Source organism: Streptomyces sp. NBC_01520, assembly GCF_045040375.1.
Lineage (GTDB): Bacteria > Actinomycetota > Actinomycetes > Streptomycetales > Streptomycetaceae > Streptomyces.
Window position 1 is genome coordinate 5,550,784 of record NZ_CP109404.1, and the last position, 25,633, is coordinate 5,576,416.

23 protein-coding genes and 1 pseudogene are annotated in these 25,633 nt (G+C 70.9%); 16 read left to right on the top strand and 8 right to left on the bottom strand.

All coding sequences use genetic code 11. The features are described 5' to 3' along the window. Positions 1-168: 168 nt before the first annotated feature. Both scy and mce read right to left on the bottom strand, forming a co-directional pair. Entirely contained in the window at positions 169-3,960 is a 3,792-nt protein-coding gene (gene scy / locus OG524_RS25445) for a polarized growth protein Scy (RefSeq protein WP_405388557.1), read from the bottom strand. A 241-nt stretch (positions 3,961-4,201) separates the two neighbouring features. Further along, positions 4,202-4,630: a methylmalonyl-CoA epimerase gene (gene mce, locus OG524_RS25450; RefSeq protein WP_405388556.1), complete on the bottom strand. Its 429-nt coding sequence runs from the start codon at positions 4,628-4,630 to the stop codon at positions 4,202-4,204. A gap of 134 nt (positions 4,631-4,764) precedes the next feature. Here mce and OG524_RS25455 point away from each other — a divergent pair, with 134 nt between their 5' ends. Both OG524_RS25455 and meaB read left to right on the top strand, forming a co-directional pair. Beyond that, positions 4,765-5,967, top strand: coding sequence for an acetyl-CoA C-acetyltransferase (locus OG524_RS25455; RefSeq protein WP_405388555.1), 1,203 nt, complete (start codon positions 4,765-4,767; stop codon positions 5,965-5,967). A gap of 31 nt (positions 5,968-5,998) precedes the next feature. Continuing rightward, complete coding sequence (gene meaB / locus OG524_RS25460; RefSeq protein ID WP_405811727.1) at positions 5,999-6,976, top strand: methylmalonyl Co-A mutase-associated GTPase MeaB; 978 nt, start codon at positions 5,999-6,001, stop codon at positions 6,974-6,976. Positions 6,977-7,017: 41 nt separating this feature from the next. Here meaB and OG524_RS25465 read toward each other — a convergent pair whose 3' ends face one another. Continuing rightward, positions 7,018-7,704: a PepSY domain-containing protein gene (locus OG524_RS25465; protein WP_405811728.1), complete on the bottom strand. Its 687-nt coding sequence runs from the start codon at positions 7,702-7,704 to the stop codon at positions 7,018-7,020. A 115-nt stretch (positions 7,705-7,819) separates the two neighbouring features. On the opposite strand from OG524_RS25465, the gene OG524_RS25470 reads away from it, so the two are divergent. Further along, positions 7,820-8,482 (top strand): response regulator transcription factor, encoded by a 663-nt coding sequence (locus tag OG524_RS25470; RefSeq protein ID WP_405388552.1) that lies wholly within the window; start codon positions 7,820-7,822, stop codon positions 8,480-8,482. Further along, on the top strand, positions 8,479-9,924 hold the full coding sequence (locus OG524_RS25475) for an ATP-binding protein (protein WP_405388551.1): 1,446 nt from the start codon (positions 8,479-8,481) through the stop codon (positions 9,922-9,924). The genes OG524_RS25470 and OG524_RS25475 overlap by 4 nt, the downstream gene beginning before the upstream one ends. 74 nt (positions 9,925-9,998) lie before the next feature. On the opposite strand, the gene OG524_RS25480 is transcribed toward OG524_RS25475, so the two are convergent. The 4 genes from OG524_RS25480 to OG524_RS25495 all read right to left on the bottom strand — a co-directional run bounded on the left by OG524_RS25480 (position 9,999) and on the right by OG524_RS25495 (position 12,624). After that, entirely contained in the window at positions 9,999-10,475 is a 477-nt protein-coding gene (locus OG524_RS25480; RefSeq protein ID WP_405388550.1) for a MarR family winged helix-turn-helix transcriptional regulator, read from the bottom strand. Between the two features lie 96 nt (positions 10,476-10,571). Beyond that, positions 10,572-11,345 carry an AIM24 family protein gene (locus OG524_RS25485; RefSeq protein ID WP_405388549.1) on the bottom strand — a complete coding sequence of 258 codons (774 nt, stop codon included), beginning with the start codon at positions 11,343-11,345 and terminating at the stop codon, positions 10,572-10,574. Next, positions 11,342-11,992, bottom strand: a complete 651-nt coding sequence (locus tag OG524_RS25490; RefSeq protein ID WP_405811729.1) for an AIM24 family protein — start codon at positions 11,990-11,992, stop codon at positions 11,342-11,344. The genes OG524_RS25485 and OG524_RS25490 overlap by 4 nt, the downstream gene beginning before the upstream one ends. Then, positions 11,992-12,624, bottom strand: coding sequence for an AIM24 family protein (locus OG524_RS25495; RefSeq protein WP_405393098.1), 633 nt, complete (start codon positions 12,622-12,624; stop codon positions 11,992-11,994). Before OG524_RS25495 ends, OG524_RS25490 begins: the two co-directional genes overlap by 1 nt. A 221-nt stretch (positions 12,625-12,845) precedes the next feature. Here OG524_RS25495 and OG524_RS25500 point away from each other — a divergent pair, with 221 nt between their 5' ends. From OG524_RS25500 to OG524_RS25535, 8 genes and pseudogenes are all read left to right on the top strand, one after another. After that, positions 12,846-13,196 carry a DUF3817 domain-containing protein gene (locus OG524_RS25500; protein WP_056794421.1) on the top strand — a complete coding sequence of 117 codons (351 nt, stop codon included), beginning with the start codon at positions 12,846-12,848 and terminating at the stop codon, positions 13,194-13,196. Further along, a complete protein-coding gene (locus OG524_RS25505; protein WP_388201217.1) occupies positions 13,193-13,486 on the top strand; it encodes an MTH1187 family thiamine-binding protein in 294 nt (97 codons plus the stop codon). Before OG524_RS25500 ends, OG524_RS25505 begins: the two co-directional genes overlap by 4 nt. 113 nt (positions 13,487-13,599) lie before the next feature. Continuing rightward, the gene (locus OG524_RS25510) at positions 13,600-15,393 is read left to right on the top strand and encodes a glycosyltransferase family 2 protein (RefSeq protein ID WP_405388547.1); all 1,794 of its coding nucleotides are present in this window, start codon (positions 13,600-13,602) and stop codon (positions 15,391-15,393) included. A 3-nt stretch (positions 15,394-15,396) separates the two neighbouring features. Then, entirely contained in the window at positions 15,397-17,358 is a 1,962-nt protein-coding gene (locus OG524_RS25515; protein ID WP_405811730.1) for a galactose oxidase-like domain-containing protein, read from the top strand. A gap of 96 nt (positions 17,359-17,454) precedes the next feature. Further along, positions 17,455-17,788: pseudogene (locus OG524_RS25520) on the top strand (MFS transporter); the annotation flags it as partial. Positions 17,789-17,797: 9 nt separating this feature from the next. Next, positions 17,798-18,307 (top strand): MarR family winged helix-turn-helix transcriptional regulator, encoded by a 510-nt coding sequence (locus OG524_RS25525; protein ID WP_405388545.1) that lies wholly within the window; start codon positions 17,798-17,800, stop codon positions 18,305-18,307. Between the two features lie 54 nt (positions 18,308-18,361). Next, positions 18,362-18,694 (top strand): DUF3817 domain-containing protein, encoded by a 333-nt coding sequence (locus tag OG524_RS25530; RefSeq protein ID WP_405388544.1) that lies wholly within the window; start codon positions 18,362-18,364, stop codon positions 18,692-18,694. 96 nt (positions 18,695-18,790) lie between these two features. Next, complete coding sequence (locus OG524_RS25535; protein ID WP_405388543.1) at positions 18,791-20,491, top strand: methylmalonyl-CoA mutase; 1,701 nt, start codon at positions 18,791-18,793, stop codon at positions 20,489-20,491. Here the strand turns inward: OG524_RS25535 and OG524_RS25540 are convergent. Then, complete coding sequence (locus OG524_RS25540) at positions 20,467-21,132, bottom strand: TetR/AcrR family transcriptional regulator (protein WP_405388542.1); 666 nt, start codon at positions 21,130-21,132, stop codon at positions 20,467-20,469. The genes OG524_RS25535 and OG524_RS25540 overlap by 25 nt on opposite strands. Before the next feature lie 336 nt (positions 21,133-21,468). Here OG524_RS25540 and OG524_RS25545 point away from each other — a divergent pair, with 336 nt between their 5' ends. From OG524_RS25545 to OG524_RS25560, 4 genes are all read left to right on the top strand, one after another. After that, positions 21,469-22,425: a tetratricopeptide repeat protein gene (locus tag OG524_RS25545; RefSeq protein WP_405811731.1), complete on the top strand. Its 957-nt coding sequence runs from the start codon at positions 21,469-21,471 to the stop codon at positions 22,423-22,425. A 598-nt stretch (positions 22,426-23,023) separates the two neighbouring features. Continuing rightward, positions 23,024-23,668, top strand: a complete 645-nt coding sequence (locus OG524_RS25550) for a DUF6230 family protein (protein ID WP_405388540.1) — start codon at positions 23,024-23,026, stop codon at positions 23,666-23,668. A gap of 94 nt (positions 23,669-23,762) precedes the next feature. Beyond that, positions 23,763-24,326 carry a DUF6114 domain-containing protein gene (locus tag OG524_RS25555; RefSeq protein ID WP_405388539.1) on the top strand — a complete coding sequence of 188 codons (564 nt, stop codon included), beginning with the start codon at positions 23,763-23,765 and terminating at the stop codon, positions 24,324-24,326. Continuing rightward, entirely contained in the window at positions 24,316-25,581 is a 1,266-nt protein-coding gene (locus OG524_RS25560) for a hypothetical protein (RefSeq protein WP_405388538.1), read from the top strand. The genes OG524_RS25555 and OG524_RS25560 overlap by 11 nt, the downstream gene beginning before the upstream one ends. The last annotated feature ends 52 nt before the right edge of the window (positions 25,582-25,633 follow it).

Sequence of the window (25,633 nt, forward strand, 5' to 3'; positions counted from 1 at the left end):
AGACCGGTGAGGTGTTAGAGGGAATCCTAGGGGCCTGAGCGGCGTGTCCATGTGAAGATGCCGCTTTGGTATGGAGAATGACCCCCCATTTGAGTGGCCGGCCCCCGGAGCGCTTGCCACTCGAAGGGTGGAACGTCCATGCCGACGCGAACGGCAGGGGCGGATTCGTTACCCATCCGTCGCCTTGCCACCCGATCGGGTACCCGCGGACGCGCCGGCCTTGACGCCCCCCGTGCCGCCGTTGGCCGCCTTGCCCCCTGCGGGAGTCTCGAACGACTCCAACGCCTCCAGCACATCCTGGACGCGTGAGATCTCGGTGTTGATGTCCTCCCGCCGACGGACCAGCAGATCCAGGTCGCGCCGGCCCTCGTCGACGATCTGCTTCGCCTCGGCCTCGGCGTCGGCGCGCAGCTTCTCGGCGATGCGCGTCAGCTCGGCCTTCTTGGTCTCGGCCTCCTTGAGGAGCGACTCGGCGCGACGCACAGCGGCGATACGCACCTTGCTCGCCTCCGAATTCGCGTCCGACACCAGCTCCTTGGCCTTCGCCTCGGCCTCCGCGCGCTGCTCCGTCGCCGCCTTCATCAGCTTGTCGACGCGCTCGCCCGCCGTCTTCATCTGCTCGGACGTCTCGCGGCGGGCCCGCTGGTGCAGTTCCTCTATCTCGCTCTCCAGCCGGGACCTGAGCTCCTCCGCCCGCTCCCGCGTCGCGGTGGCGTCCCGGCGGGCGCCGACGAGCAGCTCGTCCGCGTCCGTGCGGGCCCGCTCCACCAGGGAGTTGCCCTCCACCGTCGCGTCCGAGGTGATCCGTACGGCCTCGTTGCGCGCGGCGCCGACCATCCTGTCGGCCTGCTCCTCGGCCTCGGTGGCGGCGCGCAGCGCCTCCTCCTGCGCCTTGTTGACGAGCTGGTCGGCCTGCTCCGCCGCGTCTGCCCGGCGCTTCGCCGCGGCCTCCCGCGCCTCGTCCAGCATCCGGTCCGCCTCCTGGCGGGCCTCCGTACGCATCTGCTCGGCCGCGGACTCCGCGTCGGCGCGCAGCCGCTCCGACTCCTCGCGGGTGCGGGCCGCGTGCTCCTGCGCCGAACCGACCGTCTGCGCGGCCTCCGTGCGCAGCCGCTCCGCCTCGGCGGTCGCCTCGCCGACGAACCGCTCCGACTGCTCGGTGGCCTCGGAACGGATCCGCTCGCCCTCGCTCGTGGCCTCGCCGACGAGCCGGTCGGCCTGGGCCGCGGCCTCGGAACGGATCCGGTTGGCGTCCTCGCGGGCCTCGCCCCGGGCGCGCGCCGCGTCGTGCTCCGCCGAAGCGAGGGCGTCGGACGCCTCCGTACGGACGCGCTGGCTGTACTCCGAGGTGTCCGAGCGCAGCTTCTCCGACTCGGCGATCGCCTCGGACACGGTCCGCTCGGCCAGGGCCTTCGAGGCCTCCGACTCCTCGTGCGCGACCTGACGGATCCGGTTGGCGTCCTCGGTGGACCGCTCGCGCTCGGCGTAGGCGTCGGAACGGACCCGGTCCGCCTCCTGCTGCGCCTCCGTCCTGGTCCGCTCCGCGGAGTGCTCGGCGGCCGACCGGAGCCCGCTGATCTCCTCCTCGGCCTGCTCCTGGAGCCCGGCGACGGACTCCCGTACCTGCTGGGCGGTCTGCTCGGCCGCGGAGACCATCTCGGCCGCCCGGCTGTCCGCCTCCTCGACCAGGCGCTGGGCCTCCGCCTGCGCCTCGTCGACCCGCTTGCGGGCGGAGGCGAGGAGCTCCTCGCTCTGCTCGCGGGCGCGCTCGCGCTCCTGCTCCGCCTCGGCACGCGCGGCGCCGAGCGTCTCCTCGGCCTCCCGGCGGCGCCGGTTCGCCTCCTCCTGGGCGGCGGCGAGGGCCTCGGCGGCCTCCGTACCGACCCGCTCGGCGGCCGCGGCGGCCTCGGAACGCACCCGGTCGGCGCTCTCCTGGGCCTCGGTCCTGAGCCGCTCCGCCTCCGTGGCCGCCTCGGTGCGCAGCCGTACGGCCACGGACTCACCTTCGGCGCGCGACTGGGCGGCGTCGGCGGCGGCCTCGGTACGCAGCCTCTCGGCCTCCGTCGTGGCCTGCTCCTGGAGCGTGCGCAGGCGCTCGGCGGCCTCGGTGCGCAGCCGCTCGGACTCCTCGCTCGTCTCGCGGCGGATCCGCTCGGCCTCCGTGCGGGCCTCGCCGAGTACCGTCTCGGCGGCCTCGACCCGGGTCTCCGCCTCGGTGTGCAGCCGGGTCAGCTCGTCGGCGGCCTCGGCCTTGCGGGCCTCCACGGCCCGCTCGGTCTCCTCGCGCAGACCCTCGGCCGCCTGCTCGGCCGCGGCCGTCAGCGCGGCGGCCTGCTCCTCGGCCTCGGCGCGCAGCTTCTCCGCCTCGCCGCGGCTGCGCTCCAGGGCCTCCTCGGCCTGCTTGCGCAGCGTGCCGGCGCGCTCGGCCGCCTCGGCCCTGACGCGCTCACTCTCCGTGCCCGCGGAGGTCCGCAGTTCCTCGGCGTCCGCCTTCGCCTTGGTCAGCAGCTCCTCGGCGGTGCGGGCACCCTCCTCCAGCTGCTGGACGGCCTCGCGGCGGGCCTCGCCGCGGATGCGCTCACCCTCGGCGACGGCCTCCGAGCGCAGCTGCTCGGCCTCGCCGCGCAGTCGGCGGGCCTCCTCCTGCAGCTCGACGGTCTTGGCCCGGTACTCCTTGGTGTCGTCCTTGGCCGCGCCCTTGAGCTGGTCGGCCTGTTCGGCGGCCTCGCCGCGCAGCCGGTCCGCCTCGGCCTCGGCCTCGCGGCGGATCCGGTCGGCCTCCTCGCCGGCCGCCCTGGTGGTCGACCTGGCGTCCTCGGAGGCCTTGGTCAGCACCTCCTCGGCGCTGCGGGCGGCCTTGGCGAGCTGGGCCGCGGCGTCCTCGGCGGCCAGGGTGCGGGCGTTCTCGGCGGCCTCGGCGACCAGCCGCTCGGCCTTCGCCCGGGCGTCGGAGAGCGCCTGCTCGGCCTCTTCCTTGAGCGTCTCGGCCTGCTTCGTGGCCTCGCCGACCAGCCGGGCGATCTCGGACTTCGCCGTACGGGTGCGCTGCTCGTTCTGCGACTCGGCGCCGGCCAGCCGCTTGACGGCGGCCTCCTTCGCCTCGGAGAGGACCTTCTCGGCCTCCAGCCGGGCCTCGCGCAGCCGCGTCTCGGCCTCCTGCACGCGCTGCTCGGCCGTGCGGTTGAGCTCCGTGGTCTGCTGCCGGGTCTGTTCGGTCTCGGCCGTGGCCGTGGAGCGCAGCCGCTCCGCGTGGCTGGTGGCCTCGTGGGCCTGGGTGGAGGCGGCGTCGAGCAGTCGCTCGGCGTCCCTGCGGGCCCGCAGCATCGTGCTCTCGGCCTCGGAACGGGCCGACTCCGCCTCGGAGTTGACGCGCTGGCGCGTCTCGTCGGCGAGCCTGGCCGCCTCGGCGCGGGCGGCGGCCAGCGACTGCTCGGCCTCGGCGCGCGACTCGTCCAGGAGCCGGCGGGCCTGCGACTCGGTCCGGGCCCGCAACTGCTCGGCCCAGGCGACGTTCTCGTTGACGTGGGACTCGACGGTCTGGCGGCGTTCCGCCAGCTCCTGGTCGAGACGCTGGCGGCGCTGCACGGCCTCGGTGTGCAACTCGGCCTGCAGACGGGCCTGGTGCTCCGCGTGCTCCTGGAGGATCCGCTGCGTCTGCGCCCTGGCCTCGCGGAGCTCGCGCTCGGCGTCCGTACGGAGCTGGTCGGCCTGGATCTGGGCGTTGCGGAGCATCTGTTCGGCCTGGTAGCCGATGTCCGCGCTGTCGTGTGCGGGACGGGTCGCGAGATTGCGCCGAGCCTCGTGCAGCTTGGCGCGCAAGACCTCGACCTGGTAGCCGAGGTCCTCGGCGTGCTGGACGGCCTTCTCCCGGTCGGTCTTCAGCCGGTCCATCTCGGCTTCGAACCGCGAGAGATGGTCGTCTTCAGCTCGGTGGCTCTGCTGGCTTTCGTAGCCCCGCACTGCGCGGTCCCATCCTTCCCCGAGCTCTCGACTTCTTCCCCGAGCTCTCAACTTCGTTCGAGCAGGGGATGCCCCACTGAGCAGGGGAGACCCCAACCCCGGTCGCAATCTCCAAACGAGGACCGCTCGCCGGCGAACGGTCCCCCGGGGAATGGTGACAGATCAACGACGGGGACGTGGCGCGCCCCCGGCCCGGCCCCGGCCCGGAACCGCCCACTCTACCGGGCCGGTATCCGTCGGGTCAGTGCTCCGTTGCGGACGTGACCAGTTCCGTCAGGACACCGTGGCAGTCCTTGGGGTGCAGGAAGGTGATCCGGGACCCCATGGACCCGGTCCTGGGCTCGTCGTACAGCACCCGGACACCCTTCCCGCGGATGTCCGCGGCGTCCTCGTCGACGTTTGCGGTCCCGAAGGCGATGTGGTGGACACCCTCACCGTGCTTCGCCAGCCACTTGCCCACGGCCGAGTCCTCACGGGTCGGCTCCAGCAGCTGGAGGTACGAAGCGCCGCCGTCCGAGGTGTCGTTGATCTTGAGCATGGCCTCCCGGACGCCCTGCTCCTCGTTGATCTCGGAGTGGTACACCTCGAACCCGTAGGTCGCACGGTAGAACTCCACCGTCCTGTCGAGGTCGAAACAGGCGATTCCGATGTGGTCGATTCGCGTCAGCATGGAACCAGTGCAGCGCGCCGGGGATGGTTACGCAACGTGCGCGCGATCACACCCGCTGCCGGATGACGGGCGCGGTACCGCTCAGTACATTCAGGTAAACCCTCGTTCACAACCAATCCAAGGGGCTGCGCCTCATGTCAGGAACGACCGGTACCACCTCAGTGATCGTCGCGGGCGCGCGGACGCCCATGGGCCGCCTCCTCGGCTCGCTGAAGACCTTCTCCGGAGCCGACCTCGGAGGCGTCGCGATCAAGGCCGCGCTGGACCGGGCCGGGATCGGCGGCGACCAGGTCGAATATGTGATCATGGGCCAGGTGCTGCAGGCCGGGGCAGGGCAGATCCCCGCACGTCAGGCAGCGGTCAAGGCCGGAATCCCGATGAACGTTCCCGCGCTCACCGTCAACAAGGTGTGTCTGTCCGGGCTCGACGCGATCGCGCTCGCCGACCAGCTGATCCGCGCCGGTGAGTTCGACGTCGTGGTGGCCGGTGGCCAGGAGTCGATGACCAACGCCCCGCATCTGCTGCCGAAGTCCCGCGAGGGCTACAAGTACGGTGCGATCGAGATGCTCGACTCGATGGCGCACGACGGACTGACGGACGCCTACGAGAACATTCCGATGGGCGAGTCCACCGAGAAGCACAACACCCGCCTCGGCCTGGACCGCGCCGCCCAGGACGAGATCGGCGCCCTGTCCCACCAGCGTGCCGCCGCCGCCCAGAAGAACGGTGTCTTCGAGGCCGAGATCACCCCGGTCGAGATCCCGCAGCGCAAGGGCGACCCGGTCCTCTTTTCCAAGGACGAGGGCATCCGCCCGGAGACGACCACCGAGTCGCTCGGCAAGCTGCGTCCGGCGTTCGCCAAGGACGGCACGATCACCGCCGGGACCTCCTCCCAGATCTCCGACGGTGCCGCCGCGGTCGTCGTCATGAGCAAGGCCAAGGCCGAGGAGCTCGGCCTGGACTGGATCGCCGAGATCGGCGCCCACGGCAACGTGGCCGGTCCGGACAACTCGCTCCAGTCGCAGCCGTCCAACGCCATCCGCCACGCCCTCAGGAAGGAGGGCATCGGAGTCGAGGACCTCGACCTCATCGAGATCAACGAGGCCTTCGCGGCCGTCGCGGTCCAGTCGATGAAGGACCTCGGCGTCACCTCGGACAAGGTCAACGTGAACGGCGGCGCCATCGCGCTCGGCCACCCGATCGGCATGTCCGGCGCCCGTGTGGTGCTGCACCTGGCGCTGGAGCTGAAGCGGCGCGGCGGCGGCACCGGGGCGGCGGCGCTGTGCGGCGGCGGCGGCCAGGGCGATGCGTTGATCATCCGGGTTCCGGGCAAGTAGTCCACCGTACGAGCGAGCGAGGAGACCGAGCGTGAAGGTGGACGTCCCCACCCTGGTCGAGCAGGCACGCCAGGGCGGGCCACGTGCGGTGGCCCGGCTCATCTCCCTGGTGGAGGGTGCCTCGCCCCGGCTGCGGGAGGTGATGGCTGCCATGGCACCGCTCGCGGGCCATGCGTACGTCGTCGGGCTCACCGGATCGCCGGGCGTCGGCAAGTCCACCTCGACCTCGGCGCTGGTCTCCGCCTACCGGAAGGCCGGCAGGCGGGTCGCGGTCCTGGCCGTCGACCCGTCCTCGCCGTTCTCCGGGGGCGCGCTCCTCGGCGACCGGATCCGGATGTCGGAGCACGCCTCCGACCCCGGGGTCTACATCCGGTCGATGGCCACCCGCGGCCATCTGGGCGGTCTCGCCTGGTCGGCTCCGCAGGCGATCAGGGTGCTGGACGCGGCGGGCTTCGACGTGATCCTCGTGGAGACGGTGGGCGTCGGCCAGTCGGAGGTGGAGATCGCCTCCCAGGCCGACACCTCCGTCGTGCTGCTGGCCCCCGGCATGGGCGACGGCATCCAGGCGGCCAAGGCCGGAATCCTGGAGATCGGCGATGTGTACGTCGTCAACAAGGCCGACCGGGACGGGGCGGACGCCACCGCCCGCGAGCTCAACCACATGCTGGGCCTCGGGGAGTCCCGGAGGCCCGGCGACTGGCGGCCGCCGATCGTGAAGACGGTCGCCGCCCGGGGCGAGGGCATCGACGAGGTCGTGGAGGCCCTGGAGAAGCACCGGGCGTGGATGGAGGAGCACGGCGTCCTGGCCGAGCGGCGCGCCCGGCGGGCGGCGACGGAGGTCGAGACGATCGCCGTCACCGCGCTGCGGGCACGCATCGGCGACCTGCACGGCGACCGCCGGCTGGACGCCCTGGCGGAGCGCATCGTCGCGGGCGAACTCGACCCGTACCGTGCGGCGGACGAGCTGGTGGCGGGCCTCACCGGGCTGCCGGACGCGAACGACGGCTGACGGCCCCCGGGCGGCGTGCGGGCCGCCCGGGAACCGGCGGATCAGTTGTCGTCGTGGTCGTCGTCGCCCCAGTCATCGCGGTCGTCGTGGTCGTCCCGGTCGTCGTCGCCCTTGTCGTCGTCCACCGACACCTTGCCGGTCTTCGCGTCGACGTGCAGCTCGTGCCGCGTGCCGTCCTCGCCGGCCACGTCGACGTCCCAGCGCAGGACTCCGCCCCGGCGGTCGTCATCGTCGTCGTCCCGGTCGTCGTCCAGGTCGATGGACGTCACGCTGCCGGGCGCGCTCTGCAGGGCCGCACGGGCCGCCGCGTCCATCGTGACGGCGGCGGACCCGGGTGCGTTCCGGTCGCGGTCGTCGTCGCCGCCGTCGCGGTCGGACACGACCTTCGCCGTGCGCGCGTCCACCTTCACGTCGTGCCACGTCCGGTCGGAGCCGTACACGTCCAGCTCCCAGACCGCGCGGTCGTCGTCGTCCAGCTCGGCCTCGGTGACCGTGCCGGGCACCGCCTTCAGCGCGGCGGCGACGGCCTGGTCGAGGGAGATCGCGCCGCTGGTGCCGCGGACGGACTCCTTGCCCCCGTCGTCGTCCCGGTCGCCGCCGGCCGTCTCCGTCGTCGTGCCCGTCGTGCGGCGGCTGCTGTCGTCGTCCGCGAAGGCGACCGTGGCCGCGGCGCCCCCGCCGACGAGGACGGCCGCGGTGACGGCTGCGATGGCGATGTTGCGCTTCATGGGGTTCCTCCGAGTGGTTGTGCGGTGCGACAGGAACCACCATGCCGAGGCGATGCTGAACCCAGCCTGAAGGCAGCTGAAGACGCCTTCAGGTTCGGTTTGCGAGGCTGTGCGTATGCGTCTGCTGATCGTGGAGGACGAGAAGCGCCTCGCGGTGTCCCTGGCAAGGGGACTCACCGCCGAGGGCTTCGCCGTCGATGTCGTGCACGACGGCCTGGAAGGGCTGCACCGGGCCGGGGAGGGGCGGTACGACCTCGTCGTCCTCGACATCATGCTGCCCGGGATGAACGGCTACCGCGTGTGCGCCGCGCTGCGCGCCGCGGGCCATGACGTACCCATCCTGATGCTGACGGCGAAGGACGGGGAGTACGACGAGGCCGAGGGGCTCGACACCGGCGCCGACGACTACCTGACCAAGCCCTTCAGCTACCTCGTGCTCGTCGCCCGCGTCCGGGCCCTGCTCCGCCGCCGCACCACCGGGTCGGGCTCGCCCGTGCTCACCGTCGGCAGTCTGCGGATGGACACGGCCGCCCGGCGGGTGCAGCGGGGCGAGGAGGAGTTCGCCCTGACCGCGAAGGAGTTCGCCGTACTGGAACAGCTGGCCCTGCGCGCCGGCGAGGTCGTGAGCAAGGCCGAGATCCTGGAGCACGTCTGGGACTTCGCGTACGACGGCGACCCCAACATCGTCGAGGTCTACGTCAGCACCCTGCGGCGCAAGCTCGGCGCCACGTCCATCCGTACGGTGCGCGGCGCCGGCTACCGGCTGGAGGCGCTGTGAGATCCGTACGGGCCAGGGCGGCCATCGGCGCGACCCTGGTGGTCGCCGTCGCCCTCGTCGGGGCGGGGCTCGCCGTCCTCATGGTCCTGCGGGGCAACCTGACCGACCAGGCGGGGCTGGAGGCGGAGGTGACGGCGCGCGAGGTGGCCGGCCAGCTCGCCCTGGACGTGCCGTACGCGGACCTGGACCTGGGCGACGAGGACCTCCACCCGGTCCAGGTGACCGACGAGGACGGTCGGGTGGTGGCTGCCTCGGAGGACCTGGAGGCGATCTCGGGGACCGCCACACCGCGGGTCACCCCCGTGCCGTCGGCGCCGGCCGAGAGCCCCGGTGACGATGACGACGACGATGACGACGACGACCGGAGCGACGACCCGGCGCGCGGCAAGGTCTCCTCCGACGACCCGGACTTCACGAACGGCACGGCCACGATCGACGGCGGGACGGCCGACTACCGCTTCGCCCGGGTCGAGGGGACCACCTCGGACGGCGTCACCCTGACCGTCCACGCGGGTGCCCCCCTCGCGACCGAGCAGGAAGCCGTGGACACGGTGCGCGGCGCCATGCTGACCGGCCTGCCGGTCCTGCTGGCCGTCGTGGCCGGGGTGACCTGGCTGGTGACCCGCAGGGCCCTGCGGCCCGTGGAGGGCATCCGCAGGGAACTGTCCGCGATCACCGCGTCCGAGGACCTCCGGCGCCGGGTGCCCGAGCCGGACTCGCGTGACGAGATCGCCCGGCTGGCCCGGACGACCAACGAGACCCTGACGGTGCTGGAGGCCTCGGTGGAGCGGCAGCGGCGTTTCGTCGCGGACGCCTCGCACGAGCTGCGCAGCCCGATCGCCTCGCTGCGCACACAGCTCGAGGTGGGGGAAGCCCATCCGGAACTGCTGGACGTGCCCGGCGCGGTCGCCGACACCGTACGGCTGCAGGGGCTGGCCACCGACCTGCTGCTGTTGGCCCGGCTGGACGCGGGGGAGCGGCCCGGGAGGACGGCGGTCGACCTGGGGACGCTGGTCCGCGAGGAGGTGTCGCAGCGGGCCGGGGACCGGATCCCGGTGGCGGTGTCCGTGGCGGACGGGGTTCTCGAAGTCACCGGTTCACGCGGGCAGTTGTCCCGGGTGGTCGGCAATCTGCTGGACAACGCCGAGCGTCACGCGGAGCACTCGGTCGCCGTCGCCGTGACGAGGGACCGGGGCGATGTCCTGGTGGAGGTCACCGACGACGGCTCGGGGGTGCCGGAGGCCGAACGGGAGCGCGTCTTCGAGCGGTTCGTACGCCTCGACGACGCCCGCAGCCGGGACGACGGCGGGGCGGGGCTGGGTCTCGCCATCGCCTGTGACGTGGCGGGCCGGCACGGTGGCACGCTCGACGTGGGTACGGCCCCGGAGGGCGGCGCACGGTTCACGCTGCGGCTGCCCGCACCGGCCGCGCCGGGAGCGTGAGGTCCGGCGGACGAAGGGGCGCCGACGTTCCCGCGAGGGGCACGGGCGTGCGGGCCGGTTCCGGCCCGCACGGCCTACGGCTTGCCGCGCCGGCCGCGCAGGTGGTCGGCGATCGGGGTCAGCGCCGCACGCAGCTCGGCGAGCGCCTCGGGCGTCAGCAGGTCCATGAAGTGCCTGCGCACCGACTCGACATGGTGCGGCGCGACCTTGCGCATGGTCTCCGCACCGGGGGCGGTGAGGACCGCGAACAGCCCGCGCCGGTCCGACTCGCAGTGCTCACGCCGCACGAGGCCGGCGTTCTCCATGCGCGTGATCTGGTGCGAGAGCCTGCTCTTGGACTGAAGGGTCGCGGCGGCCAGGTCGCTCATCCGCATACGCTGGTCGTCCGACTCCGAGAGATTGACCAGGATCTCGTAGTCGTTCATGGTCAGCCCGAACGGCTGCAGGTCCTTCTCCAGCTGGTGGGTCAGCAGCCTGCTGACGTCCAGGTGGGTGCGCCAGGCGTACTGCTCCGCATCGGTCAGCCAGCGGGTGGCCGTCTCGGTCTCCATGTATGGATTCTACCTAAGAAGTTGAAAGACGGACGAAAGTGGAGGGTGTGACACCGTGCACGCGCCGGGCCGGTGTCACACTCCGCAGAGTACCGTTCACAATCCGAAGCGACGCTGGAGGTCCCCCAGCTGACCGGGCATGCGGGGTGCGGAGCCGGGTTGACCCGCGCCCGCGGAGCCGCCCGGAACACCCGGCTCGTGCGGGGCCGCCCCCGTCGCCAGATCCGGCATCAGTGCCTCGGTCGACTGGAGCAGAACCGTGCCCGCCCCGACGAACTCGAACTGGTGCTCCTCGCCCGACGTGCCGCCCACCCCCGTCAGTGACCGCAGCCCGCCCAGCACGCCCGTCATGTACCCGTGGTCGTAGTGGTGGCAGGGCGAGGGGCAGTCCGCCCAGCCCACCAGTGCCTGCGGGTCGACCCGCAGCGGCGGCTCCATGAAGACGACCGGGCCGTTGGACGCCGCGACGAACTTCCCCGTGCCGATGAGGGTCAGGAAGCCCGGCACGATCGACTGCTTCAGCGCCAGCGTCGGCTGGTACGCCAGCAGGTTCCCGGACCGGATCGTCAGATTGCCGTCCTCCAGGTCGAAGGAGTTCACGTCGAAGGCCCGGTCCGCCAGCAGCATCTTGCCGCTGCCCTCGGCCACCACCCAGTCGCTCGCGTGCAGCGGGGAGTGGAAGCTCGTGCGGAGCAGCCGGTCGAAACGGCCGTGCCCTATACCGTTGAACTCGATCTGCCCGTAGTAGGCGATCATCTTGCCCTTCTGCAGGAACCACCGGCTCCCCTTGAGCTCCACGCAGAAGGTGTACGCGTTGACGTTGTCGTCCGACGGCAGCGTCATCGGATCGTGGATCACGGGCGTGCTCACAGCTTCTCCTCCGACGCCTGGACGTACACCGCACCGCTGCCGCTGAGCTCCAGCTGGAACGCCTCGCCGGAGCCGCGCCCCACCATGTCGCGCCAGCCGAGCGCCGTGGACAGCTTGTTGCGTACGTCGCCGTGGTGGGCGACGTAGGCCTGCGGGTCCACGTGCACCGGGCGGCCCGGCGTGATCGTCAGCTCGACGACCCCGCCGTGCGCCATCACGGCGGCCGCGCCGTGACCCTTGAGGGTCGTGGTGAACATGCCCTGCCCGGTCACCTGGCCGCGCACCATGCCCATCACGCCGCCCTGCGAGCCCATGAACATCGTGCCCTGCTGGAGCGTCCCGTCGAAGGCGAGCAGCCGGTCGGCCTCCACGTACAAGGTGTCGCCCGACAGGCCGATCACCTGGATGTGGTGGCCGCCGTGACCGAACATCACGGTGCCACCGCCCTCCACCGTCATCAGCGGGGTCGCCTCGTCGGCCACCCGCCGGCCGATCATCGACGCCGGTCCGCCCTGCCCGCCCTGGATGTTCGGCGTGAACGACACGTCACCGCGGTACGCCAGCATCGCGCCCCGCCGGCTGTACATCTTCTGGCCGGGCACGACCGTGGCCTCGACCATCTTGGAGTTGATCTCACGGAACGGCATCAGACATCGCCTCCGACGGTGTTCCGCTCGCTCGGCTGCACATAGACGAGACCGTCGCCCTCGAAGCGGATCTGGAACGACTCGCCGGAGCCCTCGCCCATGAGCGTCCGGAAGTTCACCCCGGACTGGAAGTGCTGCTGGAGGCTGCCCTGATGGGCGATGTAGGCGCCCGGGTCGACGGTCAGCGGGTACTGGCGCGACACCCGCAGCACCACGGCCGAACCGTCCGACATGATCGCCGCCTGGCCGGTGCCCTCGACGGTCGTGGTGAACAGGCCGTTGCCGCTCGCCTGGCCGCGGAGCCCGGTGAAGGTGGTGCCGGTGCGCAGCCCGGCGTCGGTGGCCAGCAGATTGCTCGCCTCGACGTACAGCTTGTCGCCGTGCAGCGAGACGAGGCTGATCTCGCTCGCCCGGTCGGCGAAGTAGCAGGTGCCCTGCCCCTTCACCTCCATCACCGTCATCTGCTCGCCGGTCAGCCGGCGGGTCACCATGCCGCGGATGCCCTCACCGCCGCCGGACATCTTCCTGAAGGACATCTGACCGTCGTACGCGACCATCGAGCCGTTCTTCGCCCTGACGGCGTCGCCCGTCAGGGTGACGGCGAGGGTCTTGCTGCCTTGGAGCCGGAACATTGCCACGCTGCGACGGTAGTCCCAGCGGCGCCCGGCGGACAGGGCCCCGGGTTCTATCCGGACCCGGGAAGGACCCTGATATGCGCCGATACGCACTGTCCGGGGTGTGCTCGCCTGTTATCGGCCCCCGCCACCGGAGCCGGCCGGGGGCGATGCCACAATGGCTGTGCTTGTGCCTGCGTTCACAAGCCGTACCGCCCCCTCCCACCGAAGGTGCCCTCGTGGACATCAAGACCGCTTCCGCCCTGCACCGGCTGCGCCTCATCTCGGTTCCAGAGGCGCTCTCCTTCCCGGCGCTGCTCATTTTCGGCTCGCTCCTGATGCGCGTCTCGGACATCGACTTCCTGATGCCGCCGCTCGGAGCCCTGCACGGCCTGCTCTTCACGATCTACGTGGTGTTCCTGCTGGACGTGTGGGTCAAGGCCAAGTGGCCGCTCAAGCGCGTCGCGCTGTTCTTCCTCCTCGCGGTCGTGCCCTTCGGCGGGTTCTACGGCGACAAGCTGCTCAAGAAGTACGAGGCCGACGGCGTCATCGCCGCCCGCGCCCGCGCCGAAGGTACGGTCAGCGCATGATCGTCGCCTTCTCCGTCAGTCCGCTGGGTGTCGGCGAGGACGTCGGTGAGTACGTCGCCGACGCCGTACGGGTCGTCCGCGAGTCCGGGCTCCCCAACCGCACCGACGCGATGTTCACCTCCGTCGAGGGCGAGTGGGACGAGGTCATGGACGTCGTCAAGCGCGCCGTCGCCGCCGTCGAGGCCCGTGCCGGCCGTGTCTCCCTGGTGCTGAAGGCCGACATCAGGCCCGGCGTCACCGACGGCCTGACCTCCAAGGTCGAGACGGTGGAGCGCCACCTGGCGGACTGACCTGCCGTCCGCCCCCTTCGTACGCAACAGCCCCCGGAGCCGATCGGCTCCGGGGGTTTGTGTCGTTCGGGGGAGGAATGACCCCCTCCCTGGCCTGTCGGGTCGACGCCGTGATGGATATCACCTTATGTGGCGATATCCATCATTCGTCCGTTGGAGGCGCATTGTCGTCGGAGGGCTACGACTACGACCGCTACAGCACGCTCGCGGGGCCGCTCACCGAGCCGGCCGCGACGGGCTACCGGGTCGCCTACCGCAGCCTTCTCTCCACCGAGAAGCACCGGACAAGAGCAGTCCTCCTGATGACGCTCGCCCCCGTGCTCACGGGCCTGCTGCTGCTCTACCTGGTCTGGCCCACGCACTGGACCACGCGGGAGAACGGCGAACCCTGGCTCATCGCCGCGGACGCCGTGATGCTCCTGTCCATCGGCCTCGTCGAACTGTTCATGCTGGTCAACGTCGTGTCGATCGCGCACGCCACGATGGTGGCCAGGGACCCCGTCCCGGTGACACCCGAGCCCGGCACCCGGGTCGCCTTCCTCACCAGCTACGTACCGGGCAAGGAACCGATCGCCATGGTGCGGGCCACCCTGGAGGGCGCCGTACGGGTGCGGCACGCGGGGGGTCTGGACGTCTGGCTGCTCGACGAGGGCGACGACCCCGAAGCCAGGATGCTCTGCGCCGAGCTGGGCGTGCACCACTTCACCCGCAGCGGGGTGCCCGAGTGGAACCGGGCCCAGGGCCCCCACAAGGCCCGGACCAAGCACGGCAACTACAACGCCTGGCTCGCCAGGCACGGGAACGCCTACGGTTACTTCGCCTCCGTCGACACCGACCACGTACCGCAGCCCAACTTCCTCGAACGGATGATGGGCTACTTCCGCGATCCCGACACCGCCTTCGTCGTCGGCCCGCAGGTCTACGGGAACTACGACTCGGCCGTCACCAAGGCGGCCGAGTCCCAGCAGTTCCTCTTCCACGCCCTGATCCAGCGCGCCGGCAACCGCTACGGCGCCCCCATGTTCGTCGGCACCAACAACGTCGTACGCGTCGCCGCCCTGCGCCAGGTCGGCGGGCTCTACGACTCGATCACCGAGGACATGGCCACCGGTTTCGAGATCCACCGCCACCGCAACCCGCTGACCGGGCGGTACTGGCGCTCCGTCTACACCCCGGACGTGCTGGCCGTCGGCGAGGGCCCCGCCTCCTGGACCGACTTCTTCACCCAGCAGCTCCGCTGGTCGCGCGGGACGTACGAGACGCTGCTGCGGCAGTACGGGAAGGGGCTGTTCCGGGTGCCGCCCGGCCGGCTCCTCAGCTACACGCTGATGCTCGTCTACTACCCCATGACCGCCGTCAACTGGCTGCTCGGCGTGCTGAGCTGCCTGCTGTTCCTCTGGCTCGGCGCCTCCGGGACCCAGGTCGCCGCCTCCCTCTGGCTGATGCTCTACAGCGACGCGGCGGCCCTCCAGATCGGGCTCTACCTGTGGAACCGCCGCCACAACGTCTCCCCGCACGAACCCGAGGGATCGGGCGGGCTGGCCGGCATGGGGATGTCGGCGCTCTGCGCGCCGATCTACCTCAAGTCGCTGGGTGCCGCCCTGCTGCGTACCGAGGGCCGGTTCGTCGTCACCCCCAAGGGCGGTGCGGCCAGCCCCGACCGGCTGCTCACCTTCCGCGTGCACCTCTTCTGGGCGGCCCTCCTGCTGGTGTCGCTGGCCGCGTCGGCGGTGCTCGGCCACACACACGCGGCGATGCGCACCTGGGCGGTGCTGGCCCTTGCCACCGCCCTCTCACCGGTCGCCGTGTGGACCTGCACGCGGCTCCGGGAGCGGCGGCCCCGCGCTGTGCGTGCCCCGCGTGAAACGGAGGCGCCGACCGCCGTCACCACCGCAGGAGGGAACTGATCCATGCCCCTGTCCCACCGGCCCACCCCACGTCTGAAGAAGGCCCTGCTCGGCGGCGGCGCGATGGTGGTGCTCGCCGGGCTCAACGCCCCCGCGGCCCTGTCGTTCGCGGAGGACAGGTACCACGCGTACGCGATCGGCCGGCCCGCGTACAAGGCGCGGTACGGCTCCTGGGAGCGGGTGCGCATCCCCGGGGAATTCCGTACGAACGCCATTCACGCGGCCCTCCTGCGCACCGGGAAGGTGCTGATCGTCGCCGGCTCCGGCAACGACGAGGAGCACTTCGACGCGGGCACCTTCGACACGGTCCTGTGGGACCCGGACGCGGGCACCTTCAAGAAGATCGACACCCCCGAGGACTTCTTCTGCGGCGGCCACGCCGCCCTCCCCGACGGCCGCCTCCTGATCGCCGGCGGCACCGCGCGCTACGAGGTGCTCGACGACAAGGTGCGGCGCGCGGGCGGCGGGATGCGGGTGAAGAACGAGAACCCGGACAAGCCGCTCACCCTCGGGAAGGGCACCGTCTTCACGTCACCGTCCGGTGCGGAGTACGTGTCCAGGTTCGACGTGACGGTGCCGAAGGCGAAGCGCGCGTTCGAGGTGGACTACTTCGAGAGCGGCGCGATGAAGCCGTGGAGGACCAGGGTGACCGCCTCCGAGCAGCGCGTCTTCGTGGAGGCCGTCGAGGAGGGGCCGCGGGCGGTGACCGGGAAGGCCGCCCGGTACCGGATCAAGGGGCTCAAGGGGAAGGCGGCCGACAACGCCTACGGCCTTGCCGAGAAGATGACCATGGACAAGCAGGACTTCCAGGGGATCAGGGCGGCGTACGAATTCGACCCGGTGGCCGAGAAGTACATCCCGGTCGCCCCCATGAAGGACGCCCGCTGGTACCCGACGCTCGTCGGTCTCGACGACGGCAGGGTCCTCGCCGTGTCCGGTCTCGACGACGTCGGCGAGATCCTGGCCGGCGGCAACGAGATCTACGACCCGGGGACGAAGAAGTGGTCCAAGGGCCCCTTCCGCTACTTCCCGACCTATCCCGCACTGTTCCTGACCAAGGGCGGCAAGCTCTTCTACCCGGGCGCGAACGCCGGCTACGGACCCGCGGACAAGGGGCGGCTCCCCGGGCTGTGGGACCCGGAGAAGAACACCTTCACCGAGGTCGGCGGGCTGACCGACGCCGACGAGCTGGAGACCGCGGCCTCGCTGATGCTGCCGCCCGCGCAGGACCAGAAGGTGATGGTCCTCGGCGGCGGCGGGGTGGGCGAGTCCGCGAAGTCCACCGCCCGGACCGCCGTCGTCGACCTCACGAAGGAGCGGCCCGCGTTCGAGCGCGGACCCGACCTCCCGCAGGGCACGCGCTATCTGAACAGCGTGCTCATGCCGGACGACACCGTCTTCACCACCGGAGGCTCCAGGGACTACCGGGGACGCGGCGCCAGCAACATCCTCAAGGCGCAGTCCTACGACCCGGCGACCGGCACGTTCACCGCGGCGGCCGATCCGACCGTCGGCCGCAACTACCACTCGGAGGCCCTGTTGCTGCCCGACGGGCGGGTGGCGACCTTCGGCTCCGACTCGCTGTACGGCGACAGGGCCAACACCCGGCTCGGCACCTTCGAACAGCGGATGGAGGTCTACACACCGCCCGCGCTGCACCGGAGCGAGGTCGTGCGGCCGGTGATCGGGAAGGGGCCGGATACGGTCGCCCGCGGCGGCTCGGCGACGTACGCCGTCGAGGGCTCCGGGCGGATCGCGACGGCGCGGCTGATGCGGCCGAGCGCGGTCACGCACACCACGGACGTCGAGCAGCGCTCCGTCGAGCTGGGGCTGCGGAAGTCCTCGGGCAAGGTGACGGTCACGGTGCCGGACGACCCGGCGCTGCTGCCGCCCGGCTGGTACATGCTGTTCCTCACGGACACGGCGGGGACGCCGTCGGTGGCGAAGTGGGTCAAGGCCGGCTGAGGCCGCTCACGGGTCCTGCCCCGCCGGCGCGATGCCGAGCGGCCTGCGCTCGTACAGCACGCGGGCCCGCTCACCTCGCGGCGGTACGGCCATCAGTACGCGTTCCGGCCGGGCCCGGCCGGAACCGTGGCCGCTCTCGTGCCGGCCGGGGCGGGGGCCGCGTACGTCATCGGGCTCGACCAGTGGTTCGTGGACGCGGTGCCTGAGCATCTGCGCGGCCGGGCCGTGACGCCGCTCACCGCGGGGCTGATGACGGTCCGGGGCATCGGCATGGCCCTCGCCGGACTGACCGCGGAGTTCTTCCCGGTGCACCAGGTGGTCGCCGCCTCCGGCACCGCGTGCACGCTCCTGCTCGTCGCCGAGGTCCGTAGAACAGACGTCCGGTACCGAAGTGCGAGACAGGGCTGACCAGTATGTGACCAGTGGGTAAGGTCGTCCCGTGCCGAAGCCGCTCAGCCTTCCCTTCGATCCCATCGCCCGCGCCGAAGAACTCTGGCACCGGCGCTGGGGCCCGGTGCCCTCCATGGGCGCGATCACCTCGATCATGCGGGCGCAGCAGATCCTGCTCGCCGAGGTGGACGCGGTGGTCAAACCGTACGGGCTGACCTTCGCCCGCTACGAGGCGCTGGTCCTGCTCACCTTCTCGCAGGCCGGTGAGCTGCCGATGTCCAAGATCGGCGAGCGCCTCATGGTGCACCCCACCTCCGTCACCAACACCGTCGACCGGCTGGTGCGGTCCGGGCTGGTCGGCAAGCGGCCCAACCCCAACGACGGGCGCGGAACCCTCGCCTCCATCACCCCCAAGGGCCGCGAGGTCGTCGAGGCGGCCACCCAGGACCTGATGGCGATGGACTTCGGGCTCGGGGTCTACGACTCCGAGGAGTGCGCCGAGATCTTCGCGATGCTGCGCCCGCTGCGGGTGGCCGCCCAGGACTTCGAGGACGAGTAGCCCGGGGGCAGGGCGCTGCAGGATCGCCCGGAGCCTGCGGCTACGCTCGATGCCATGAAACGCAGCGTGCTGACCCGCTATCGGGTGATGGCCTACGTCACCGCCGTCATGTTGATGATCCTGTGCGTGTGCATGGTCTTCAAGTACGGATTCGACACCGGCGAGAGCCTGACCTTCGCGGTCTCGCAGCTCCACGGCGTCCTGTTCATCATCTACCTGGTCTTCGCCTTCGACCTGGGCTCCAAGGCGAAGTGGCCGGTCGGCAAGCTGCTGTGGGTGCTGGTCTCCGGAACCATCCCGACGGCCGCCTTCTTCGTGGAGCGCAAGGTCGTCCGTGAGGTCGAGCCGCTGATCACGGACGGCGCCGCGCAGGCCGTCAAGGCCTGACCGTCCGGCGTACGAGCTGAGACCGAACCGCCCCGCGTGAAAGCGCCGGGCGGTTTGCCATCGACATTTACTAGGACGTCCTAGTAAATTCGTACCATGGACGCTCACGCGATCGAGGAAGGCCGCCGCCGCTGGCAGGCCCGTTACGACAAGGCCCGCAAGCGCGACGCGGACTTCACCACGCTCTCCGGGGACCCGGTGGAGCCCGCGTACGGGCCCCGCCCCGGTGACACCTACGAGGGCTTCGAGCGGATCGGCTGGCCCGGCGAGTACCCCTTCACCCGCGGGCTCTACCCGACCGGCTACCGCGGCCGGACCTGGACCATCCGCCAGTTCGCCGGCTTCGGCAACGCCGAGCAGACCAACGAGCGCTACAAGATGATCCTGGCCGCGGGCGGCGGCGGGCTCAGCGTGGCCTTCGACATGCCGACCCTGATGGGCCGCGACTCCGACGACCCCCGCGCCCTCGGTGAGGTCGGGCACTGCGGGGTCGCCATCGACTCCGCCGCCGACATGGAGACCCTCTTCAAGGACATCCCGCTCGGTGACGTCACCACCTCGATGACGATCAGCGGGCCCGCCGTCCCCGTCTTCTGCATGTACCTGGTCGCCGCCGAGCGCCAGGGTGTCGACCCGGGCGTCCTCAACGGCACGCTGCAGACCGACATCTTCAAGGAGTACATCGCGCAGAAGGAGTGGCTCTTCCAGCCCGAGCCGCACCTGCGCCTCATCGGCGACCTGATGGAGCACTGCGCGCGCGACATCCCCGCCTACAAACCGCTCTCGGTCTCCGGGTACCACATCCGCGAGGCCGGAGCGACGGCCGCGCAGGAGCTGGCGTACACCCTGGCCGACGGCTTCGGCTACGTGGAGCTCGGCCTCTCCCGCGGCCTGGAGGTCGACACCTTCGCCCCGGGGCTCTCCTTCTTCTTCGACGCCCACCTCGACTTCTTCGAGGAGATCGCCAAGTTCCGCGCCGCCCGCCGCATCTGGGCCCGCTGGATGAAGGAGACGTACGGCGCGCGGACCGACAAGGCGCAGTGGCTCCGCTTCCACACCCAGACCGCCGGTGTCTCGCTGACGGCCCAGCAGCCGTACAACAACGTCGTCCGCACCGCGGTCGAGGCACTCTCCGCCGTCCTCGGCGGCACCAACTCGCTGCACACCAACGCCCTGGACGAGACGCTGGCCCTCCCCTCCGCGCAGGCGGCCGAGATCGCCCTGCGCACCCAGCAGGTGCTGATGGAGGAGACCGGCGTCGCCAACGTCGCCGACCCGCTGGGCGGTTCCTGGTACGTCGAGCAGCTCACCGACCGTATCGAGGCCGAGGCCGAGAAGATCTTCGATCAGATCAAGGAGCGCGGTACCCGGGCCCACCCGGACGGCAAGCACCCGATCGGCCCGATGACCTCAGGCATCCTGCGCGGCATCGAGGACGGCTGGTTCACCGGTGAGATCGCCGAATCGGCCTTCCAGTACCAGCAGTCGCTGGAGAAGGGCGACAAGCGGGTCGTCGGCGTCAACGTCCACCACGGCTCCGTCACCGGCGACCTGGAGATCCTCCGGGTCAGCCACGAGGTCGAGCGCGACCAGGTGCGCGACCTCGCCGGACGCAAAGAGGGCCGCGACGACGCCCGGGTGCGCGCCGCGCTCGACGCGATGCTTGCCTCCGCGCGCGACGGCTCGAACATGATCGGGCCGATGCTGGAGGCCGTACGGGCCGAGGCGACCCTCGGTGAGATCTGCGGCGTCCTGCGCGACGAGTGGGGCATCTACACGGAGCCGCCCGGCTTCTGACCCACTGTCCCCGCCGGCTGGGCGGCGGCTCCCAGCCCCGAGAGCAGCAGCAGGGTGAAGCGCCGGGCCCAGTCGGTGTCGACGGGTTCGGCGCTCACCAGCGCCCGGTGCACCACCGCGCCGGCGATCACGTCGAAGACCAGATCGGCGGTCCGGGCGGCCATCGCGGGATCCGGCTCGGGGGGCAGCTCGCCGCGGTCCTGCGCCCGCTCGCGTCCCCGCAGGACCAGCCGCTTCTGCCTGGTCACGATCGAATTCCTGATCCGGCTCCGCAGCGCCTCGTCACGCGTCGACTCCGCGACCACCGCCATCAGCGAGGTCTTGGTCTCCGGCCGCTCCAGCAGTGCCGCGAACTGCAGCACCACTGCCTCCACATCGGCCGCGAGGCTGCCGAGGTCGGGCAGCTCCAGCTCGTCGAAGAGGACCGCGACCGCGTCCACGACCAGCTCGTTCTTGCCGGCCCAGCGGCGGTACAGAGTCGTCTTGGCGACCCCCGCCCGCGTCGCCACGTCGCCCATCGTCAGCTTCGACCAGCCGAGGTCGACCAGCGACGCACGGGTCGCCTCCAGGATCGCGGCGTCGGCCGCGGCGCTGCGGGGACGTCCGGATCGGGTGGGTTCGGCAGGGGGGCGGCTCGGCATGCGGCGACCATACCGGCCGGTAAGTACCGCTGACCGGCCCCGGGGCCCGTGAGACGGATCACCGGACACTCTTGCCCGGGAGGGGGTCCGGGCAGTTACGCTACGGGTCGTAGCGTAAGGAGGACGGTTCGCCCGTCGCCACGCCACGACCGATCGACAGCCATGTGCCGGGTGGGGACCCGGTGTCGAATGCGGGGTTTTTCAGGGCCCTGTGGCCGTGTCCGTCCGTCCGCCCCGCACGCCGGCGTGGCTGTGGACGGAGGCGGTTCGCGGATCGCTTTCCGGAACAGTGCGCCCAGGGGGGAGGATGTACGTATGCAGCCTAGGAACATGTCCATGAGCGGCGTCGTCGACCTCGCCGCTGTCAAGGCGGCCGGCGAGGCCAAGACGAAGGCGGAGCAGGCGCGCGCGGAGTCCGCCCGGCAGGGTGGCGGCGGCGCCGTCGCCCCCGCCTCCCTGGTGATCGACGTCGATGAGGCCGGCTTCGAGCGCGACGTCCTCCAGCGCTCCACCGAAGTGCCCGTAGTCATCGACTTCTGGGCCGAGTGGTGCGAGCCGTGCAAACAGCTCGGCCCGCTCCTGGAGCGTCTCGCCACCGAGTACAACGGCCGCTTCGTGCTGGCCAAGGTCGATGTCGACGCCAACCAGATGCTGATGCAGCAGTTCGGGATCCAGGGCATCCCCGCGGTCTTCGCCGTGGTGGCCGGGCAGGCCCTGCCGCTCTTCCAGGGGGCAGCCCCCGAGAGCCAGATCCGCCAGACGCTGGACCAGCTGATCCAGGTCGGCGAGGAGCGCTTCGGTCTCACCGGGATCGTGGTCGGCCAGGACGCCGCCGGGGAAGCCGAGGACGCGGCCCCGGCCGAGGTGCCCGCAGGGCCGTACGACGCGCTCCTGGAGACGGCCGTGACGGCTCTGGACGCCAACGACTTCGACGGAGCCGTGCGGGCGTACAAGAGCGTTCTCGCCGACGATCCGGTCAACACCGAGGCCAAACTGGGCCTGGCCCAGGCCGAACTGCTGGGCAGGGTCGCGGCCCTGGACCCGCAGCAGGTCCGCAAGGACGCCGCGGAGAATCCGGCCGATCCGGCGGCACAGATGGCCGCAGCGGACCTGGATCTCGTGGGCGGTCACGTGGAGGACGCCTTCGGCCGGCTCGTCGAGACGGTCCGCGGCAATTTCGGTGACGACCGGGACGCGGTGCGGCTGCGGCTCCTGGAGCTCTTCGAGGTGATCGGCCCCGAGGACCCCCGGGTCACCGCCGCCCGGACGGCCCTCGCACGGGTCTTGTTCTGATGTGACAACACGGCCGTGGTGCCCCCGGGGTGCCGCGGCCGTTTTCGCGGGCGAACGACAACGTACGCCTTCGCTTTACCAAATCTTGACAGAAGTACGCACTGTTACTGGCAGTAAATCGCACCCAGGAGTCTGTCCCTTTTCGGGCGTCAATCTCCGCATTCGAGCGTCCCTTTGGTGCCACCCTGTGTGGCCGGACGGTACCCCCCTGTCGCACCCCGGTTATCGTGCCGTTACTAGCGAGTAACGACCCCCCTTGTGTCGAGGGCGGGAATGCACCACGATCGGCCACGCTCGGTCCAATGCCCGCCAGCCCGACAGCCAGTCGGCACCGGCGGCCTGTTGGGTCCCCACCGGGTGGTCGGCGGCAGTGGCGCCGATCGCGGACAGGGGGGTTCCTGCCCTCGGCAGGGCCTGTCCGAACCGGTTGCGCAGACGCGCGGCCAGTGGTTGTCGCTCGGGGGTGATCGCCGGTGATTCGGATGCGGTACGCGCCTCCGGTCCGGGCGCTCTCCTTCCCGAGGACGTAGCACTTCTCCCATCCCAGGACGGGCACGATGCCCGTACCGGAGATGTACGTCCGAGAAGGAGGAAATTTATGAGTTCCCAGGTTCGCGGTGGTACCAGATGGAAGCGTTTCGCTCTGGTCATGGTGCCGAGCGTCGTCGCGACCGCAGCAGTCGGCGTCGGCCTGGCGCAGGGTGCGCTGGCCGCGTCGTTCAGCGTCTCCGGGCAGAGCTTCAAGGTCAGCACCGACAAGCTCGTCGGTGAGGACTTCGTCCAGTACGGCAGCGTCGCTGTCGGAACGGACATCGAGGGCGACAAGGCCCAGGCACACCCGGTGGCCGTGTCGGGCTTCAGCAAGGCCACGATCACCAACATGTGCCAGTCGGTCGTGACGCCGAACCTGCCCTTCGGTCTCGGCAGTGTCAGCCTCAACCTGACGGCCGGCACCGACCCGAAGAAGCCGGTCGAGGCGACCAACCTCTACCTCGACATCGCTCAGCTCGACGCGGACGCGTACTTCGAGCAGATCGACATCGGCGTCGGAGCCGGTTCCGTCGGTGCGCCTGGCATCCAGCCGGGTACGGAGAAGGCCGTCAAGGCGGGCGGCTTCGCCCAGCGCGCCAAGAAGGCCACGCTCACCGACGTGGAGCAGACGGCGTGGGCAACCACCGCCGGCACCTTCAAGCTCAGCAACCTGAGCCTGAAGCTGCACAAGGGCGTCAAGGAGTGCTTCTAGCACTCGCCCGGGTGGCCGGAACGCTCCCTGAGGGCCTCCGGCCGCCCACCCTTTCTCTTCTCACAGCAGTACCGGTTCCAGGGAGCTGTTTTCCATGAGCCCCGAGTCCACAGGGCAGAACGAGCACTACCTCACCGTCTTCCGGCGGGGATTCCGCACCTGGCGGGGTAACCGGCCGTTCTGGGCGGGCCTGTTCACCATCCTGGGTGGTGTACCCATCGCGTACTTCCCGTACGCGAACATGCACCTCGGCAACATGACGATCGCGATGTCCACGACCGCCGGTGCGGGTTCCCTGATCATCGGGATCCTGCTCATCACGCTGGGCCTGACCATGTGGTTCCACCACATCGTGAGGGTCTTCGCCGGTGTCGCGGCGATCCTGCTGGCGCTGATCTCGATACCCGTCGCCAACATCGGCGGATTCCTGATCGGTTTCGTCTTCTCCCTCCTCGGCGGAGCTCTCTCCATCTCCTGGGCACCCGCCGATCCGGAGGCCGGCACCACGGCTCCCGAGCCGAAGGCACGGACCTTCGAGGACGCACCGGAGACGGAGGAGACCGCACCGCAGTACTACGACCCGGCCGCGGTCCCGCAGCAGCTGTCGCCGTACGAGAAGTCGGCCGAGGTCGAAAGCGGGGGACACCGTGCGGGGTGACGAGACACAGACGGGCGACGCCGGTCCGGAGGGCCTCCGCGAGCGCAGAGGACCCCGGCACGCGGCGCCCAGGAAGTCGCTGCTGACGAAGCTGAACATGCCTTCGGGCAAGAAGGCGTTCGCACTTGCCGCGATGCCCACGGCGGTCTTCGTCGGCATGGGACTCACCCCCAAGCTCGCGCTGGCCGACGACAGCGACATCCCCTTCGCCCCCGGTCCCTGTGTGACGCGCTCCGACGTACCGGGCGAATCCGAGGAACCGAAGGCGACGCCGGCACCGAGCGCCACGTCCACCGGCGAGGCCGAGGGCGGCAAGGACACGGACGAGAAGCCGGACACGGGCGGGGCCGAGGCCCCGAAGCCCTCCGCGAGCGCGAGTGCTCCCGCGGAGACCGCACCGTCCGAGAACAAGGCCGCGGCGACGCCCAGCGCGACGCCCACGCCCACCAAGTCGGTGAACCCGCTCGACCCGCTGGGTGTCGGTGACGCCATCAAGGACCTCCTCGACGGCGACAAGGAGACGGCGAGCCCGTCCCCGAGCGCCACCGCACAGGCCCCGGAGCCGAAGCCGACGGAGACCGCGGCCACCGATCCGGTCGAGGAAGCCACCGAGGAGGCGAAGGACGAGGCCGACGGCACCGCCGACGCCATCCGGGAAGCGGCCGACAAGGCCGGCCAGGACGTCGAGGAGCTCGACGAGGACGTCAAGGGCCTCGACCCCGTCAAGGACGAGGACGTGCCGGACGGCGCCAAGGAGCGCTTCCCGTGCCCGACCGCCGACCCCGAGGCGCTCGCCGCGGCCGACCTGGAGCAGGGCCTGCCGCTGCTCCCGGACGACCCGTGGATCCTGGAGTCGTCGCTGCTCACCCTCACCGGGCTGGACTACGCGGGCATCGTCGAGGTGAAGACGTACAACGGCACGGTCAAGAAGGTGCTGAAGTTCACCGCGAGCTCCGTCGACATCAAGGACCTGCACCAGCTGACGACGGGTCCGACGGCCGGCACCACCGGCCACGTCAAGGCGGCGTCGGGTTCCACGTCGACCATCCGCAACGGCACGGTGACGATGTACACGGAGGAGCTGAAGGGCAACCTCTTCGGCCTCATCCCGATCACCTTCAACCCCCAGACCCCGCCGCCGCTGAACGTTCCGTTCGCCTTCTTCACCGACGTGAAGGTGACCCAGGCCGGCCAGTTCGGCGGCTCGCTCAAGGTCCCCGGACTGCAGAACTACTTCACCGGCGGCGACAGCTGACCCACAGACCCGTTCGGGAGCCGCACAAGGACTGTGGCCCGCACCCCTGTTG